Genomic DNA, 16,956 nt, shown 5'->3' on the forward strand with positions numbered 1-16,956 from the left:
TCCACAGAGGACACCGGGCCGGTGGTGGGGTTGACCCCACCACCGGCCCGGGTGCGTTCCGCATGGAGGCAAGATCACCGGATGCCTAGCGTTGGTGGTGCGAAACCAGCCCACGCAAGGAGTTCCGAGATGCCACAGACGTTGTCGCAGGCCACCAAACGAGCACCCTGGGTGGTGCCGGTGGCCGCCGCGATCATCGCGTTCCTGGTCTACGCCCTACCCCCGTACCTCGGCCTGCGGCCCGACATGTCGCGGGTCCCCGCCACCACCTCGTGGCACTACCCCGCGCTCGTCGCACACATCGGCTTCGGCCTCATCGCGATGATCACCGGGTTCCTCCAGTGCTGGCCGTGGTTCCGCAACCGGCACCTGGCGCTGCACCGCAAACTGGGGCGCGTGTACGTCTTCGGCGGGGTGCTGCCCGCCGCGACCGCCGGGTTGCTCGTCGGGATCACCTCGCCGTTCGGCCCGGTCGCCCGGTTCAGCCACGTCGTGCTCGTCACGCTCTGGTTCACCAGCACCGTCATCGGCTACCGCAAGGCCCGGCAGCGCGACTTCCGCGCGCACCGCGAGTGGATGATCCGCAGCTTCGCGCTGACCTTCTCCACCATCACCAACCGGATCTGGTCGCCGCTGCTGGTGCTGCTGTTCGAGCCGCAGCTGGACACCACCTTCGGCGGCAGCGAGCTGGCCATGTTCCAGGCCATCGGCGGGCTGTCGTCCTGGCTGGGGTGGACCGTGCCGCTGCTGGTCGTCGAGTGGGTGCTGCTGCGCAAGAAGCGCCGCGCGCCGCGGGGCGCGCCGGTAGAGTCGGCGGCCTGACAGCTCCTGCTGGGGGGTGGGCGTGCGGAATCCGGTCGCGGTCGACGGCGCGGCGGGTCGGTGGGTGGTCACCGAGCCGTCCCGGTCGTTGAGCGGTTGGCACCACCGGCTTATCGGGCTGGACCTCGTCATAGGGGTGCCGGTGGTGCTGGTCACCGCGGTCCTGATGTTCCTCGCGGCCGTCAACCACGCGGCCCTGCTGGCCATGGCCCCGCTGCTGCTCGGCGCGTCGTTCTTCGCGCTGACCTGGCTGGCCCGGCGGCGGGTGGCGGCCGACCCGCCACCCGCCGCGGTCGGCTCGGACGAGTTCGCGGACCTGCCGGACGGGGTGCGCGAGACCGGGCACCAGCTCGTGCTGTCGATGGCGAGCCTGTTCGCCAGCCGCACCGTCGTCGCCGGGTGGGTGGACGAGGCGACGCTGGCGACCGCGCACCAGGTCACCTGGCAGGCGCTGCGGTCGCTGCGCGACACCGCCGACCTGCGCGCGGCGGTGCGGGAGGCGGAGGGTTTCGCGGAGCTGCGGGAAACCGCCGACCTGCGGCGGGCCGAGCTGGCCGCGGTGGAGGCCGCCGCGGCGGAGATCGCCGACCGGATGGCCGACGTGGCCCGCGCGGTCGCCGCGTCCGACGCGGAGATCGCCGCGGTCGAAGCCGAACGGGCCCGCGACCGCAGGGTCGCGGAGCTGCGGGAACGGCTCGCTGGCCAGGCCCTGCCCGCCGACGGCCGGGGCGCCGCCCCGCGCCCGTCCGACCTCGACGCCATCGCCGCCTCGGTCACCGCCGCCGCCGAGGTCTTGGCGGCGGGCGGGTACCGGGGCGAGGAGGACCCGGCGGGTTAGGCCGTGGTGTCCCGGCGCGGTGTCAGTACGAGTAGCCGAACGTGCGGTGGGTGCTGGAGCCCCAGGTGTTGTAGGCCCAGGTCTCGACCTTGACGTAGCCGCCGACGCTTCCGGCGCTCGGGCCGGTCAGGCTGTAGGTGGCGTTGGTGCCGCAGCCGTTGGTCGCCGTCGCGGACTTCGTCCACAGCGTCACGTAGTTCCCGGAGCCCCGGTAGTCCTGCACGGTGACCTGCACCTTGGCGGAGCGGCTGTCGCAGCCCTTGTCGTAGACCGTCCCGGTGACCTGCGCCTGGCCGTCGCCGCAGCGCTCGACGGTGATCGAGTAGCTCGCGGCCGCCACGTCGTCGCCGACGGTTCCGCTGGACTGCGTGCCGCCGCAGGCCCACGCCGTGCCCGCCGGGACGACCGCGATCCCGGCCGCGCCGAGCGCGACCGCGAGTACCGCCTGCCCGAGCCGCTTTCCCCTGCCCGCCATGCCGACTCCCTTCCGTGGGGTGATCGTCGCGGACGATACACGCGGGAACGGCGGCGGGGGAGTGGTCGCCAAGGCGAGATCGTCGAGGCAACGCAACGAGATCACGCGGTGCCGGGTGGTGCCCGGAATTCCTCTTGAGGTGCGAAGTGGACGGACATCCGCGCGGTTCGGGGCATTGGGGCGGTTTGCCGTGCGGGGCGGATCACGCCGCGTCGGTGAGGTGCGGGGCGTTGTCGCGCAGGGCGCGCAGGGCGTAGTGGAGCCTGCTCTTCACCGTGCCGACCGGGATGCGCAGCGCCTCGGCGGCGGCCGCGGCGGTGCGGTCGGCCAAGTACACCTCGACAACCGTGCGGCGGTGCGGTTCGGGGAGGGCGTCCAGGGCGGCGTCGACGACCACCCGGTCGATCACCTCGTCGACCCGGGCCGGGGCGCTGGTCGGGTCGGCCTCGGGCAGCGCGACCTCGGCGGGTCGGGCGGCGCGGGTGCGGTGGTGGTCGACGGCGATGTTGTGCGCGACGCGCAGGAGCCAGGCCCGCACCGAGCCGCGGTCCTCCGTCAGCCGGTCGCGGTGCCGCCAGGCGCGGATCCAGGTCTCCTGCACGACGTCCTCGGCCCGGTGCGCGTCCCGGGTGAGCCCGCGGACGTGGGCGAGCAGGACGTCGCGGTGCGCCGCGACGATGGTGTCGAAGTCGACGGTCTCCCCGGTGGCGGTGACGGTCATCTCGGTGCTCCCTTGTCGGTGTGCCACCAGATTCCCGCGTTCCACCGGCGAAATCGCTGGGTATGCCCCCCGGACCGCGGGGTGCGGGCCCGCGTCTTCGCGGAGGGTGCGCCCCGCCCCGGGGTGGGGATACCCCTACCCGGCCTCAGCCCGCGTGCCAGCGGCGGCGGCGCGCGCGGGCCACGACGGCCGCCGCCGCGCCCGCGACAGCGGTCGCCCCGGCCAGGCCCGCGACGAACCACAGGGCCGTCGTCGCAGGCCCCCGGTCCTCCACCGCGGGCAACGGCACCACCATCCGCTCCGGCCGCGCCGCGACCGGACCGCCCGCGGTCACCACGGTGGTCACGGCGGCCACCGGGTCGACGATCCCGTTGCCCACCAACGGATTGGGACTGGGACCGGACGGCCGGTCCGCGGTCTCGGCGAGGCGCCGCACGACCTCGGCGGCGGACAGCTCCGGGTACTGGTCGCGCACCAGCGCGGCGGCGCCCGCGACGAAGGCGACACCCAACTCGGGACCGGTCGCCACCCGGTGCCCCGGCCCCGACGGCCCGATGCCGACCAACTGGTCGGCGGGCGCGGCCAGGGTCGGCTCCGCGCCGAGCGTCGCCTGCACCGGACCGTTCGGGCCGACGGGCGCCACCGCCACGACCCCGTCGAGCGAGCCCGGGTACGCGCGCTGCTTCGGCTGCCGGACCGCGGCGGGCGCGATCACGACCACGTCCCGCTCGCGGGCCAGCGCCACCGCCGACCGCAGCTCCGGCGCGTCGACCGCGGTGGTGACTCCCACCGCCACGACCCGCGCCCCGCTCGCCACCGCCGCCCGGATCCCGCCCGCCAGCAGCGCCGCGTCCACCCGGTTCGGGTCGTCGGTGATCCGCACCGGCACGACCCGGGCGGCGGGCGCGACACCGGTGAACGGCGTCTTGTCCCTGGGGCGCGCGGCGATGAGCCCGGCGAGGAACGTGCCGTGCCCGGAGCAGTCCACGGTGGCCGACGCGGCCCCGGTCAGGTCGACACCGCCGTCCACCGCCCCCGCCAACGCGGGCGCCGCCGCGCTGACGCCGGTGTCGACCACCGCGACGAGCACCGCGCCCTTCGTGATCGGCCACACCCGCTCGGCGCCCATCCGCTGCTGCGCCCACCCCCGCTCCCGCGCCGCGGTCGCCTCCGGCGGCGCGCACTGCCCGCCCTGCTGCGCCAGGGCGGGCGTCGGCAGCAGAAGTCCACTGAGGACCACTACGGCGACCAGGGACCTCATGCCTCCTCCGTCCACGCGATCTGCAGGAGGCTGGAGTCGCGGCGGGTGACGAGCATGGCCCGCCCGGGCGGCAGCTGGCGCCCGCGCTGCCCGTTGAGCAGCGGCATCTCGTTGGGCGGCATGGAAAGCGCCAGGTCCGGGGTGTTGGACTCCTGGAGCCTGCGGACCACCGAGTCCATCGACATCCGGCCCGACCCGGCGGCGGCGCGCGAGAGGAGCACGTGCAACCCGATGTCCGCGGCCTGCGGCAGCAGCTCGACGAGCGAGTCGAGCGGACCGCCCGCGCCGTTGTGCACCAGGTCGTAGTCGTCGACGACCACGAAGTACTCCGGCCCGGTCCACCAGTCCCGGTCCCGCAGCCTGCTCGGCGCGATGTCCGGCCCCGGCACCCGGGCCTTCAGCTCGGCGGCCAGCGGCCGCACCAGCTCCGCCGCCGGGCCCGACGACACCGCCACGCCGTGCCGGTACGCCTCCGGGACCGACTCCAGCAGCGACCGGCGCGGGTCCACCAGCAGCACCTTCGCCTCGTCCGGGCCGTAGACCTTGGGGATCGCGGTCGTGATCAGGCGCAGCACGGCCGTCTTGCCGCTGGCCGCGTCGCCGACCACGGTCAGGTGCGGGCGCGTCGCGAAGTCGTGCCACACCGGTTTGAGGTCCAGCTCGCCCGCGCCCAGCGCGATCCGCATCCGGCCCTCCGGCGCGGGCAGCTCGGCCACCGGCAGCGTCGAGGGCAGCGTGCGCACCGGCGGCGCCACCGGACCCGTCCACGACTCGCCGACCGCGCGGGCCAGCTCGCGCGTCGCCTCCGCCAGGTCGTCCAGCGCGGACCGGCCGTCCGCGCGGGGGATGGCGGCCAGGAAGTGCAGCTTGTCCGCCGTGAGACCGCGGCCGGGCAGGCGCGGCACCTGGCCCGCCTTGCGCATGTCGATCACCGAGTCGATCGCGTCGCCCAGCCGCAGCTCCAACCGGGTGCCGAGCTGGTCGCGCAGCGCGCTGTGCACGTCCGACCAGCGGCCCGTGGTCAGCAGCAGGTGCACGCCGTAGGCCAGGCCGCGCACGGTGAGCTGGCGGATCGCCTGGTCGTGCTGCTCGAAGTCGGCGCGCAGCGAACCCCAGCCGTCGACGACGAGGAACACGTCGCCGTGCGGGTCGTCGGGGAACTCGCCCGCCGCGCGGCGCGCCCGGTAGGCGGCCATGCTCTCCACACCGTGCTCGGCGAACACCTTCTCCCGCTCCGCCAGCACCGCCTTGACCTCGGCGATCGTGCGGCCGACCCGCTCCGGCTGCAACCGCCCGCAGACCCCGCCGACGTGCGGCAGGCCCTCCAGCACCGAGAGCGTGCCGCCGCCGAAGTCCAGGCAGTAGAACTGCACCTCGGCCGGGGTGTGGGTCAGCGCCAGCCCGGTGATCACCGTGCGCAGCAGGGTGCTCTTGCCGGACTGGGTGCCGCCCGCGATGCCGACGTGCCCGCCGGACCCGGACAGGTCCACCATGTGCAGGTCGCGGACCTGCTCGAACGGCTTGTCCACCACCCCCACCGGCACGGTCAGGCAGCCGCGGCCGGGCCAGTCCGCCGGGGTCAGGCCCAGCTCGGGGTGCGGCACCAGCGGCGGCAGCAACTGGTCCAGTGGCGGTGGGGTGTCCAGCGGCGGCAGCCACACCTGGTGCGCGGGCGGACCCTGGCCCAGCAGCTTGTCCACGGCCACGTCCAGCACGGTGTCCACGTGCTCCTCGGCCACCGGCGCCCCGACCTCGGCGACCGACGCGGCCTCGGCGGGCAGGCGGCCCGCGCCGAAGGCCACGACCTGGCGGCGGACCTCCTCCTGCCGCTGCTCCCGCGTGCGGCGCTGGTAGCGGCAGGAGACATAGGCCGCCTTGAACCGCACCAGGGTCGCGACGTCGCTGCGGAGGTAGCCGTTGCCGGGTGCGCTGGGCAGTTGGTAGGCGTCGGGGACGCCGATGACGGAGCGGCTTTCCATGGCGGAGAAGGTGCGCAGGCCGATGCGGTAGGAGAGGTGGGACTCGAGTTTGTGCATGCGGCCGTCGTCGATGCGTTGCGAGGCAAGCAGGAGGTGGACGCCGAGTGAGCGGCCGAGGCGGCCGATCATGACGAACAGCTCGGCGAAGTCCGGGTTGGCGGCCAGCAGCTCGCTGAACTCGTCGACGATGAGGAACAGGGTCGGCAGCGGGTCGAGCGCGGCACCGGCCTGGCGCGCGCGTTCATAGTCCAGCAAGGAGGAGTAGTTGCCCGCCGCGCGCAGCAGCTCCTGGCGGCGCACCATCTCGCCGTGCAGGGAGTCCTGCATGCGGGTGACCAGCGGGGCCTCGTCGGCCAGGTTGGTGATCACCGCGGAGGTGTGGGGGAGGCGGTCGAGGCCGAGGAAGGTGGCGCCGCCCTTGAAGTCGACGAGGACGAAGTTGAGGATCTCCGAGCTGTGCGTCATGGCCAGGCCGAGCACGAGGGTGCGCAGCAGCTCGGACTTGCCCGAGCCGGTGGCGCCGATGAGCAGGCCGTGCGGGCCCATGCCGCCCTGCGCGGACTCCTTGATGTCCAGGTCGACGGACGAGCCGTCCTCCGCGATGCCCAGCGGGATGCGGAACCGGTCCGAGCCCATGCCGGTGCGCCACAGCGACTTCGGGGTGTACAAGTCCAAATCGGACACACCGAGCAGGCGGGGCAGGTCGAAGTCGGCGACCATCGGTTCGGCGACGTCACCGGTGGAGTTGATGCGGTACGGGGAGACGACCCGGGCCAGCGAACCGGCGCGCGCGACGCTGAGCGTGTCGGGGCGGCCGAGGTGGGTGCGGACCTCCTGGCCGGTGCGGTCCGTGCGGACGGTGTGCAGCTCGGTCGAGGTGACCTCCAGGCGCAGGCGGGAACGGCCCGCCGCGCCGTCGAGGGCGCCGGAGACGTCGAGGACGACGGTGTTGCGGTAGCCGGCGGCGGCGAGCCGGGACTCGGCGGGCACGGTCGTGCCGTCGAGGACCACCACGACGTACGGCTCCTCGCGGCTGGGGGTCGCGGCGGCCTCGAACCGGGCGCGGTCGGCCAACTCGGCGGCGAGGAGTTCGGTGAGGGCGTCGACGCCGTCGGTGAGCAGCCGGACCTGGCCCGCGCCGTCCTGCTCGACGGGGTGCTGGGCGTGGGGGAGCCACTTGACCCAGTCCCAGTCGGGGAGCCGGTCGGGGGTCGCGCAGACGGCGATCCGCAGGTCCTCGGGGGAGTGGAACGTGACGAGCTGGGCGATCAGGGCGCGGACCGAGGCGCGGATGGTGTCGTCGTCGCCCCGGTAGCGGACCTGGGCGAAACCGCGGAGGAACAGGGCGGTGGGCTGGTCGGCGATCGTGGTGTAGGCGTTGGTGAACCGGCGCAGCGCGCGGGCGGAGAGCGGTTCGAGGTCGGCCACCGGCTTGGTGTTGAGCGGGGTCATGGTCATGGCCAGGCGCTGCGGGCCGACGCCGATGCGGACCTCGGCGAAGTCGGCGTGCGCGGCCCGGCGCTCCCACAGCCTGCCGGTCATGGCGACCGACCAGAGCGCGGCGGGCTCCGGGTGCCGCCAGCGCAGCGCGGTCCGCTGCCGGTCGGCCACGGCCCGCACCTGGACCCGGGTGCCCGCGAGGTACCGCAGGTAGTCCCGCCGCTCACCCCGGAGCCGCTGCCTGCGGTCGGCCCCACCCCGGCCGAGCTGGGAGACGACCATCATGACGCCCATCAGCCCCATCATCCCGGCCATCATGAACGCCATCTGCGGGTTCTGCGGCCCCATGAAGAACAACATGGCCGCCCCACCACCGATGGCCATGGGCAGGTACATGAGCGTCCCACCCATGCCACCCCCCACGGTCTCGGGCAACACCGGAGGCTCCTGGAGCGACAACTCCCCACCCGGCATCTCGGGCGGCTTTTCCCTGGCCTGCCTGCGGAACAGCGTGGTGCTCATCGCCTGGACTCCCTGACTCGGTGCCGACGCCCCCTACACGGGCGGCACCCCCGCGGAAGTTCACCCGATCTCGCCGCGGGCTTGTCACCTGAACCGGTCACTGCTGTCCACAGGCTCGCTGTTGATCTTCCGGTTCTGTCGGTCCCCCTGGCTAGGATGGATGGTGGGGGCCGGAGGCGTGCGTTGATCATCTTGTGGTCTGCGGGGTGCCGGTTGGGGTCGTGGCTGGGTTGATCGGTCCGGCTGTTCGCGGAAAAGACGGGCGGCCTCGATTGGGCGAACTTGCTTTGCGCGGGGCCCCTACGGACCTGCGGTGGGGCAAAAGCGGTGGGGATGGCAAGCCACCCCACCCGCAGGCAAGCTTGGCAGGCTCGTCCCCCCACGCAAAGCAAGTCCACCCAATCAAGGCGTAGGGCAGGGGCGCGTTGCGTCAGGTGGGGGGCTGGGATTCTGCGGCGGTTTCGGGGTGGGTCCGGAATGGCTAGGTCGCGGGGTGCGGCGGGCGCGCGGACGGCGGATCTGGGATGGACCAGGCATGGCCAAGTCGCCCCGGAGCATGGCGGGCGCGCGGGCGGCGGCTGAGGCGTGGGTCCAGGCGAGGCGGCGGAGCGTTGGCAACGGCCACGCGGGCGGACCGTTGCCCGCTGCCCCTGTTGTCCGTAGCCAAGATCAATGTCGCGGGTGCTGTCGGTACCCGCCGGTAAATGGACCTGGGCTCGTCCCTGTGGTGCGGTGGGGTTGGATAGGAGGTGGAGGTGAGCGGCGTGCGTCCCTATGTGCTGGCGAGTGTGGCGGTCAGCGTCGACGGCTACATCGACGACCGCACCGACCAGCGCCTCCTGCTCTCCAACGCCGATGACTTCGCCCGGGTCGACCGGGAGCGGGCCGGGGTCGACGCGATCCTGGTGGGTGGGGAGACCGTTCGCCGGGACAATCCCCGGTTGTTGGTCAATGATCCGGAGTTGAGGGCCCAGCGGGTGGCCCGGGGGCGGTCCGCGTACCCGCTCAAGGTGGTCGTGTCCGGGTCGGGGGAGCTGGATCCGGGGCTGAACTTCTTCCACCACGGCGACGGCAAGGTCCTCTACACCACCGACGCCGGGGCCGCGGTCGCCCGACGGCTGGACATCGACACGGTCTCCCTCGGCGCCACGATCGACTTCGGCGCCCTCCTCGACGACCTAGGCCGACGCGGGGTGCGGCGGTTGATGGTCGAGGGTGGGCAGCGGATCCACACCGCCTTCCTCCAAGCCGGACTGGTCGACGAACTCCACCTCGTCATCGCCCCGGTCGTGGTCGGGCAGACCGGCGCGCCCCGCTTCCTCGGCGACGGCGACTTCCCCCGACACCGCATGCGGCTGGTGGACGCAACGCGAATCGGTGACGTCGTCCTGCTGCGCTACTTCCCCAAGGAGACCTCGTGAACCAGGACGAGCGCTGGATGCGCGAGGCCATCCGCCTCGCCCACCACTGCCCGCCCGCCGACGGGGCCTTCTCCGTCGGGGCCGTCCTCGTCGGCGCCGACGGCACGCCCCTGGCGACCGGGTACTCCCGCGAGACCGACCCCGTCGTGCACGCCGAGGAATCCGCGCTCGCCAAGCCGGTGCCGCGCGACCTGTCCGGGGCTACCCTCTACAGCACCCTCGAACCCTGCTCCGAGCGCAAGTCGCGGCCGCGCACCTGCACCCGGATCATCCTCGACGCGGGGATCGGCCGGGTCGTCATCGCCTGGCGGGAGCCGACGCTGTTCGTCGACGGGGAGGGCTACGAACTCCTCACCGCCGCCGGCATCGAGGTCGTCGAGCTGCCCGACCTCGCCGACCTCGCCCGGGAACCCAACCGCCACCTGCTCGACGGCGCGTAATCCAGTGTTCACCGAACCGGTCTGAACCCCCGGCCGCCCGGCGCCCGTGTCCTGGGCATGGCCACCACCGCAACCGCGGGGTCCGGCGAGATGTGCAGGCTCACGATCTGCGGGCCCGCGTCGCGTGTGGAACTCGCCGTGCCCGCCCACGTCCCGCTCACCGACCTGATGCCCACCGTGCTGGGGCACCTCGACCCGGCGCTGGCCACCACCGGCCTCGCGCACGGCGGCTGGGTGTTGCAGCGGCTGGGTGAACAGCCGCTCGACGAGGACCAGGGCACCGCCGCCCTCGGCCTCTACGACGGCGACCTGCTGCACCTGCGGCCCCGCGACGCCCTGCTGCCGCTGGTCGACTTCGACGACCTGGTCGACGGTGTCCACACCGGACTCACCGCCCGCGACGACCGGTGGCGGCCCGCGCTCGGCCGCCGCGTTCTCCTGGCGGTCATGGGTTTGCTCGCCGCGACCGCCGTGCTCGCGGCCGGGCTCACCGGCACCATGATGGTCCTGTCCGCCGGATCGCTCGCCGCCGTCCTGCTGCTCGCCGCCGCGGCCGCCTCGCGCGGGCTCGGCGACCGACCGGCCGCGTTGGTGCTGGCCACCGCCGGGATCGCGTCGGCCGCGCTCGCCGGTCTGGCGGTCCCCGCCGCCGACCACCCGTTCACCGGACCGGGAATCCTGGCCGCGGCGGGTGCCGCCGCGGTCGCCGCCGCTGCCGCGCGGGTGGCGGTCGGCGGATCGGACGCGCCCTTCACCGCCGCCGCCCTCGCCGCGGTGCTGGCCACCGCGGGCGCGGGCGCCGCCGTCGGGTTCGGGCTCGGCGGGGCCGCCGCCGCGTCGATCGCCCTGGTGGTCGCGCTGTGCCTGGTCCGGGTCGCGCCGCTGGTGTCCGCGCGGCTCGCGGGGCTCGGCGTCGACCAGGTGCCGACCAGCGCGGCCGAGTTCCAGCAGGACCTCGACCCGAGGCCCAGCGCCGAGGTCGTCGACCGCGCCAACCGCGCCGACGCGTACCTCACGGCGTTCTTCGTCGCCCTCGGCGCGGTCTGCGCCGCCACCCTGGCCATCCTCGCGGTCAACCCCAGGTGGGACGCCAAGACCCTCACCGCCGTGACGGCGGTCCTGATGTTGTTGCACGCCAGGGAACTCACCGCGGTCCGCCACCGGCTGGCCGCCCTGCTGCCCGCGTTCGCCGGCCTCACGACGCTGCTGGTCGCCGGGCTAGGCGACGCCGACCCGCCGCTGCGACCGCTCCTGCTCGCCGCCGTAGTCGTCGGCGTCGGTCTCGCACTGGCCGCCGCCCACCTGTTGCCCGGCCGCAAACTCGTGCCGCGCTGGGGCCGCTGGGGTGACCTGCTGCACTGGGCGACCGCGCTCGCCGTGATCCCGCTCGCCCTCTCGGTGCTCGACGTCTACACGCGACTCGTCGCGAACTGGCTCTGAAACCGTTGTCCGGTCGGTGAACCATTTCGCCGCGCCACCCGTGTCCAAGGTAGACAGCGAAGGAGGTAGACCGTGTACAGCAGGCGGGACCAGGTCCAGGCGCACTCGTTCCTCGTGGGCAGGCTGGTGAGCGCGGTACTGCGGGTCGACCCCGACGCCGTCGACCGACCACTGCGGCGGACCGTGGTCGGGCTGGCGGGCGGCACGGCCGTCGCCGGGCTGGTGTTGATCGTCGTCCTGGTCGTCGGCCTGCTCTCGCCGGGCGGCGCGACCGCGTGGCGCCAACCCGGGACGCTGGTCGTCGACGAGGACACCGGCAGCCGCTACCTCATGGTGGACGGCAGGCTCCGGCCCGTGCTGAACTACGCCTCGGCGCGGCTCATGCTCGGCAAGGACCCCAAGGTCGCCACCGTCGACACCGCCGACCTCGCGGGGGTCCCCCAGGGCGGGCCGATCGGCATCATGGGTGCCCCGGACTCGCTGCCCGCCGCGGGTGGCCCGGTCCGCCGGTGGGCGGTCTGCGCGATGTCCACAACAGACGGACCCGGTGTGGCGCTGGCGATCGGCACGACACCCGACCCGGTGCCCGCGGCCGACGGCGCGCTCCTCGTCCGGGCCCCCGACGGGGCCACGCACCTCGCCTGGCGCGACCGCCGCATGCGCGTCACCGCCACCTGGGTGCCCGCCGCGCTCGGCCTCGACCCCGGCACCGCCGTACCCGTGACCGAGTCCTGGCTCAACGCGTTGCCCGCCGGACCCGACCTGGGCCCGCCCAAGGTGCGCCGCGGCGGCGAAGGCCCCACGATCGCGGGCAGGCCGACCGCGGTCGGACAGCTCATCCAGGTGCCGGAAGCCGTTGTGGGACGCAAGTTCTACCTCGCACAGCCCACCGGGCTGCTGCCGGTGACCGACACCGTCGCCGCGCTGCTGGTCGCCGACCCCGCCGCCGAGGAGCCGCCCCGCCAGGTCACCGCGTCCGCCGTGGCCGAGGCCACCCTGCTGCCCGCACCCGACTGGCAGACCGCCATGCCCGCCGAACTCCCGGCGCCCCTCGACCTCGCGGGCGGCACCCCGTGCGTGCGGTGGGACGGCGACTCCGCCGAACTCGTCGTGCGCGGGAAGATCGGCGGGGAGCGCGCCCCCGACACCCAGGGCGCCGAACGCGACACCCGCACCGCCGACCGGGTCGAGGTCGAACCGGGCGCCGGGACGCTGGTGCGCACCCGGCCCGCGCCCGGGGTGCCCGGCGCGGGGATGTACCTGGTCACCGACGCGGGCACCAAGTACCCGGTTGCCAGCGCCGACGCCGCGACCGCGCTCGGCCACCCCGCTGACACCGCGGCCCAGGTCCCGGCCGACCTGATCGCGCTCCTGCCCACCGGGCCGGTGCTCGACCGCATCACCTGACCGACGACGAAGCCGAGCGTTCCGCCCACTCCGGGCGGAACGCGGGAAAACCACACCCAGAAGGAGAAACCGACCATGGCACGCTATGCCTACGACGACGCCACCCTGCAGGGGATCATCACCGCGACCGACACCGCGCTGCAGGGCATGGCCGACCTCAACAAGGGCGTCATGAACATCCAGGGCATGCTGCCCGCGGTCAACAACTCGACCTCCGGCATGAAGCTGGCCGCCGCCATCGGCGACTGGACCGCCGACTTCGCCCTGGTGAAGAACCAGCTCGACGTGCTCAACGGCAAGGCCAACGGCCTGCTGCAGACCAACCGCAACACCCAGAACGACGCCGACGGCGCAGCCAACGTCTGATCCCGCGAGCCTTCCCCACCCTCCCGAAAGGACACACGGACATGACCGCGTTCGACATCGACCACGACGGCTACCTCGAGCTCAACGAGCAGCTCTACATGTACGTCCGCCAGCTCGGCGACATCCTGACCAACCTCAACGCGTCGCTGAAGAACATCGAGGTCGCCACCCAGGGCAAGGCGACCCCGGTGTGGCAGGAGGCGCAGACCACCTGGACCGGCACATACACCGACATGGAGACCAAGCTGAACGCCCAGTCGCTGGGGTCGATCAACGCGCAGGAGATCTTCGGCGAGGGCGACCTGCGCGGCCAGGGGATCATGCTCGGGTGACCCACCCGGGACGCCGGTGTCCACAGTGGATAAATCCACGTGGACCCGGCGCCCGGCCGGTCCCCACCCCATCCGAGACGGAGAAGAAGAGTCATGGGTCAGCACATCACCTTCGACGAGACCAAGTACAACCAACTGATCGCCGTGCTCGACGACATGGAGCACGACCTGCTGCACGAGGCCACCGAGTCGCCGACCAACCCGCTCGACGGCGACTTCGAGCTCCAGCCCGGCACGCAGAAGTGGGACGCCGCGCTGGACCTGGTCAACAAGGGCAAGGGGTTCGGCGGCTCGGTCGAGCAGCAGAACGAGAAGATGCGCCAGGCGATCGTCAGGTTCCGCAACGCGCTCGTCGCGGCGAAGGACGTGTTCAAGGAGACCGACGACCTGGCCCAGTACGACATCACGCGGTTCGTCGCGGAGTACCCCGACTTCAACACCGGCGGCCGCGCCTGAGCCGGGTACGCCCCGCCCCCACCCCCTCTTCCCCGCCCGGCGCCGTCCCCGACCCGGCGGGCCACCCGCCGCCCGCGTGCCGCGACCGCTGACACCCGGGCTCGACCAGTCGGAAACCACGGGACTTCAGTCGAGGAGCCACCATGCCAGACCCCAAGGTCCCACCCACCGGGGACTTCAGCCGAGCGACGTTCTCCGAGATCCTGTTCGCGGTCACCGGGCAGGGCAGCGACCTGCACGCCGTGCTCGACAGCGCGGCGGGCACCGGCGAGACGCCGCAGACCTGGTTCAAGTTCACCCCGCCGGGCTCCTCGGCGAACTCCTACTCCTACCACGCCTGGGACAAGTACTACTTCGGCGTCGACCACAACCAGGGCGCCTACCACGCGTGGAACACCGCCACCAACGACATCGAGAGCATCGCGCTGCCGCTGTTCTCCGGCAAGACCGGGCTGATGGACGTCCAGCGGTTGCGCGACTCCTCGACCGTCGTCACGGCCTACACCACCTTCCTCTCCAACAAGGCCGACATCTCGAAGTACTGGGCGGACGGCCTCGACAGCGACGACAGCGCCTTCAAGGGCAAGGCGGCGTTCGCGATCCAGTCGAACCTGCGCAGGCTCGCCTTCACCTTCAACGACCTGCGCCACCAGATCACGGAGGACCGGACCCCGGCCACCGCGACCGGGCTGACCGAGGCCGCGGACGCGCTGTCCACCTTCGGCAAGAACATGGCGGGCATCTGGTGGGATTCGCGGACCTTCCTCTGGGAGGAGCCCGCGAAGACGGCCATGCTGTTCATCGAGAGCGTGCACCAGCACATCCAGCACCAGGGCCTGGACCGGGCCACCAAGGACATGGCGAGCTGGGGCCTGCCGCCGTACCTGCTGGACCAGTGGGGTGCGAAGGACCGCGCGAAGGCCGAGCAGTACATCAAGGACTCGATGGCGCTCTACGCCTCCAACCGGCTGGCGAAACCGGTGATGCCGACCGGGATGCCGGTCGTCGACGGCGACCTCACCCTCCAGTCCACCTGGGACCAGGCGAACACCGCCATCAGCACCTACATCCGCACCGAGCTGACGAAGATGGACGAGCGGGCGCGCGTGGAGTTCGAGAAGCTCCAGACCGCGTACCGGCGCAGCGCGCGCGGCCTCGGCACCCTCAAGGAGAACGCGCCGCCGACCATCGGCACGCTGCCCCCGACCCCACCCGACGGCGGCCCCGACGGCACCGGCGACACCCCGCCCCCGCCGCCACCCACGACCGTCCCGCCGCCCCCCAACGGCAGCGGCGGCGGCAACGGCAACGTGCCGAACCTCAACGGCAAGGGCGACATCGACCCGCCGAACGGCGGCCCCGAAGGCAACGGACCGAACATCCCGGGGCTCAACGACTCCCTCACCGGCGGCCCGAACGGCCCGAACGGCGGTCCCGGCGGAACCGGGAACCTGCCCGGCCTCCACGACCCGAACGGCGGCCCCGGCGGGGTCGGGAACCTGCCCGGCGCGGGCGGCCCCAACGGCGGCCCCGGCGGCTTCCCGACACTGCTCCCCGGTCCGAACGGCGGCGGTGTCGGGCGGTTGCCCGGCACCGGACCGGGCCGCGACCCGGCCAACGGCGGCCCCGGCGGCATCGGGGACATCCCCGGTGTGGTCGGCGACGGACCCGACGGCACCATCGGCGACGACGGCTGGCAGCCAGGCCAACGGGATCCGCTGTCCCCGCAGCTGCCCGGCTCCTCGGGGGGCGCCAACGGCGGCGCCAGCTTCGGCCCCGGCTCCACCCCGGGCTCCCTGCCCGGCGTCGACCTCAACGCCGAACAGCTCGGCAAGCTGGCCGAAGGCGCGGGCGGCGGCGCGGGCGGTCTCGACGCCTGGGGCGCGGCCGGTGGCGGCGCGGGCGTCGGCTCGGACGGGGCCTTCGGGTCCGGTTCCGGCGAGGGGTGGTCGGACTGGTCGGGGCGCGGCGGCGACGCGGGTGCGGGCGCGGGCGGCCCGGGGTCGGTCGACGGGCGCGAGGACCAGCGCGGCGGGATGCCGTTCATGCCGCCGATGATGGGCGGGATGGGGGGCGCGGGTGGCGCGGGCCGCGAGGAGAAGGAGCGGGAGCGCACCACCTGGCTGTCGGAGGACGAGAAGGTCTGGGGCACCGACACCGACATCGGCGACGGCGTCATCGGCCGCCCGGACAGCGGCGCCCCCGAGATCGACGAGCCGCTGGTCACCACGCACGTGCACCTGCGCACCGGTGCCCGGAGCAAGCCCGTCGAGCAGCCCACCCGCACCACCGAGCAGACCGCGACGACCTCGTAGGAGGAACGGATGTCGACACCACTGCACAACGAACTGGCCGCCGCGCTGGTCGAGCTGCGGGAGCAGCAGACGCGCATCACCGAGGCCGTGGCCAAGGTGGCCGAGGCGAGCACGACCGTCGCGGCCGACGACCGGATGGTGGAGGCCACTGTGGACGGCCAGGGCAAGCTGGTCGGCCTCAAGTTCCACGGCCGCCGCTGGCGCGACCTGGCCCCCGGCGAACTGGCCGCCCGACTGGTCGACGTGGTCGCCAAGGCCCAGGACCAGGCGGCGGCGGCCACCGCAAGCGTTTTCGCCGGGGTGATGCCGAACGGCATGTCGTTCACCAAGGACAGTGCCGACGACCTGATCAGCGAACTCGACGCCATGTTCGACACCGCCGTCGCCAACGGCACCCCGCAGGGGGGACCGCGGTGAGCAGGCTGGCGGTCGACCCCGAGGCGCTGCGCAACGGCGGCGTGAACATCCGGGCCACTGTGGACCTGGCGGTCGACATCTGCAACCAGCTGTTCATCGCCGCCGACACCAACCGCGGCGCGGGCGGCACCGGCGAGATCGGGGAGAAGTTCGACTCCGGCTACCGCCCCGGCGAGGAGCAGGCGCTGAAGTTCCTGCGCCTGCTGCAGAAGTCCCTGGGCGAGACCGGGAGCCGCACCATCACCACCGCGGGCGTCTTCCGCGAGACCGACGAGGACGCCAACGCCGCCGTACCGCCCTGACC

At 73.4% G+C, this 16,956-nt stretch carries 16 protein-coding genes; 12 read left to right on the forward strand and 4 right to left on the reverse strand.

Translation table 11 applies throughout. The annotated features are described in order from the left end of the window. The first annotated feature begins 129 nt into the window (after positions 1-129). Together CLV40_RS00435 and CLV40_RS00440 are read left to right on the forward strand one after the other, a co-directional pair. Complete coding sequence (locus CLV40_RS00435) at positions 130-822, forward strand: DUF2306 domain-containing protein (protein ID WP_104475793.1); 693 nt, start codon at positions 130-132, stop codon at positions 820-822. Between the two features lie 22 nt (positions 823-844). Beyond that, positions 845-1,660, forward strand: a complete 816-nt coding sequence (locus CLV40_RS00440) for a hypothetical protein (protein ID WP_146107865.1) — start codon at positions 845-847, stop codon at positions 1,658-1,660. Positions 1,661-1,682: 22 nt separating this feature from the next. On the opposite strand, the gene CLV40_RS00445 is transcribed toward CLV40_RS00440, so the two are convergent. The 4 genes from CLV40_RS00445 to eccCa form a co-directional block, all read right to left on the reverse strand. Then, positions 1,683-2,135 (reverse strand): hypothetical protein, encoded by a 453-nt coding sequence (locus CLV40_RS00445; RefSeq protein WP_104475797.1) that lies wholly within the window; start codon positions 2,133-2,135, stop codon positions 1,683-1,685. 202 nt (positions 2,136-2,337) lie between these two features. Beyond that, on the reverse strand, positions 2,338-2,856 hold the full coding sequence (locus CLV40_RS00450) for a sigma-70 family RNA polymerase sigma factor (RefSeq protein ID WP_104475799.1): 519 nt from the start codon (positions 2,854-2,856) through the stop codon (positions 2,338-2,340). Between the two features lie 145 nt (positions 2,857-3,001). Beyond that, entirely contained in the window at positions 3,002-4,117 is a 1,116-nt protein-coding gene (locus CLV40_RS00455) for a S8 family serine peptidase (protein WP_104475801.1), read from the reverse strand. After that, complete coding sequence (eccCa, locus tag CLV40_RS00460; protein ID WP_104475803.1) at positions 4,114-8,058, reverse strand: type VII secretion protein EccCa; 3,945 nt, start codon at positions 8,056-8,058, stop codon at positions 4,114-4,116. Before eccCa ends, CLV40_RS00455 begins: the two co-directional genes overlap by 4 nt. Before the next feature lie 755 nt (positions 8,059-8,813). Here eccCa and CLV40_RS39210 point away from each other — a divergent pair. The 10 genes from CLV40_RS39210 to CLV40_RS00510 all read left to right on the forward strand — a co-directional run bounded on the left by CLV40_RS39210 (position 8,814) and on the right by CLV40_RS00510 (position 16,954). Next, positions 8,814-9,479: a RibD family protein gene (locus CLV40_RS39210; RefSeq protein ID WP_245930902.1), complete on the forward strand. Its 666-nt coding sequence runs from the start codon at positions 8,814-8,816 to the stop codon at positions 9,477-9,479. Continuing rightward, positions 9,476-9,919 carry a cytidine/deoxycytidylate deaminase family protein gene (locus CLV40_RS39215; protein ID WP_245930904.1) on the forward strand — a complete coding sequence of 148 codons (444 nt, stop codon included), beginning with the start codon at positions 9,476-9,478 and terminating at the stop codon, positions 9,917-9,919. The genes CLV40_RS39210 and CLV40_RS39215 overlap by 4 nt, the downstream gene beginning before the upstream one ends. Before the next feature lie 57 nt (positions 9,920-9,976). Continuing rightward, entirely contained in the window at positions 9,977-11,359 is a 1,383-nt protein-coding gene (gene eccD, locus CLV40_RS00475; RefSeq protein ID WP_104475805.1) for a type VII secretion integral membrane protein EccD, read from the forward strand. Between the two features lie 72 nt (positions 11,360-11,431). Beyond that, positions 11,432-12,766, forward strand: coding sequence for a type VII secretion protein EccB (eccB, locus tag CLV40_RS00480; protein WP_104475807.1), 1,335 nt, complete (start codon positions 11,432-11,434; stop codon positions 12,764-12,766). A gap of 75 nt (positions 12,767-12,841) precedes the next feature. Then, positions 12,842-13,132, forward strand: a complete 291-nt coding sequence (locus CLV40_RS00485; protein ID WP_104475809.1) for a hypothetical protein — start codon at positions 12,842-12,844, stop codon at positions 13,130-13,132. Positions 13,133-13,173: 41 nt separating this feature from the next. Further along, the gene (locus tag CLV40_RS00490; RefSeq protein ID WP_104475811.1) at positions 13,174-13,464 is read left to right on the forward strand and encodes a hypothetical protein; all 291 of its coding nucleotides are present in this window, start codon (positions 13,174-13,176) and stop codon (positions 13,462-13,464) included. 93 nt (positions 13,465-13,557) lie between these two features. Next, positions 13,558-13,920 (forward strand): hypothetical protein, encoded by a 363-nt coding sequence (locus tag CLV40_RS00495; protein WP_104475813.1) that lies wholly within the window; start codon positions 13,558-13,560, stop codon positions 13,918-13,920. Positions 13,921-14,063: 143 nt separating this feature from the next. Beyond that, a complete protein-coding gene (locus CLV40_RS00500) occupies positions 14,064-16,235 on the forward strand; it encodes a hypothetical protein (protein WP_104475815.1) in 2,172 nt (723 codons plus the stop codon). 9 nt (positions 16,236-16,244) lie between these two features. Next, positions 16,245-16,652: a YbaB/EbfC family nucleoid-associated protein gene (locus CLV40_RS00505; RefSeq protein WP_104475817.1), complete on the forward strand. Its 408-nt coding sequence runs from the start codon at positions 16,245-16,247 to the stop codon at positions 16,650-16,652. Further along, a complete protein-coding gene (locus CLV40_RS00510) occupies positions 16,649-16,954 on the forward strand; it encodes a hypothetical protein (protein ID WP_104475819.1) in 306 nt (101 codons plus the stop codon). Before CLV40_RS00505 ends, CLV40_RS00510 begins: the two co-directional genes overlap by 4 nt. The last annotated feature ends 2 nt before the right edge of the window (positions 16,955-16,956 follow it).

The sequence above is a fragment of the Actinokineospora auranticolor genome, assembly GCF_002934265.1.
In the GTDB taxonomy this organism is placed as follows: Bacteria; Actinomycetota; Actinomycetes; order Mycobacteriales; family Pseudonocardiaceae; genus Actinokineospora; species Actinokineospora auranticolor.

What these genes read in the sequence shown, in the direction of transcription:
- CLV40_RS00435 (WP_104475793.1), top strand. Translation starts at nt 130, where the DNA reads ATGCCACAGACGTTGTCGCAGGCCACCAAACGAGCACCCTGGGTGGTG.
- CLV40_RS00445 (WP_104475797.1), bottom strand. Translation starts at nt 2,135, where the DNA reads ATGGCGGGCAGGGGAAAGCGGCTCGGGCAGGCGGTACTCGCGGTCGCG.
- CLV40_RS00450 (WP_104475799.1), bottom strand. Translation starts at nt 2,856, where the DNA reads ATGACCGTCACCGCCACCGGGGAGACCGTCGACTTCGACACCATCGTC.
- CLV40_RS00455 (WP_104475801.1), bottom strand. Translation starts at nt 4,117, where the DNA reads ATGAGGTCCCTGGTCGCCGTAGTGGTCCTCAGTGGACTTCTGCTGCCG.
- eccCa (WP_104475803.1), bottom strand. Translation starts at nt 8,058, where the DNA reads ATGAGCACCACGCTGTTCCGCAGGCAGGCCAGGGAAAAGCCGCCCGAG.
- eccD (WP_104475805.1), top strand. Translation starts at nt 9,977, where the DNA reads ATGGCCACCACCGCAACCGCGGGGTCCGGCGAGATGTGCAGGCTCACG.
- CLV40_RS00485 (WP_104475809.1), top strand. Translation starts at nt 12,842, where the DNA reads ATGGCACGCTATGCCTACGACGACGCCACCCTGCAGGGGATCATCACC.
- CLV40_RS00490 (WP_104475811.1), top strand. Translation starts at nt 13,174, where the DNA reads ATGACCGCGTTCGACATCGACCACGACGGCTACCTCGAGCTCAACGAG.
- CLV40_RS00495 (WP_104475813.1), top strand. Translation starts at nt 13,558, where the DNA reads ATGGGTCAGCACATCACCTTCGACGAGACCAAGTACAACCAACTGATC.
- CLV40_RS00500 (WP_104475815.1), top strand. Translation starts at nt 14,064, where the DNA reads ATGCCAGACCCCAAGGTCCCACCCACCGGGGACTTCAGCCGAGCGACG.
- CLV40_RS00505 (WP_104475817.1), top strand. Translation starts at nt 16,245, where the DNA reads ATGTCGACACCACTGCACAACGAACTGGCCGCCGCGCTGGTCGAGCTG.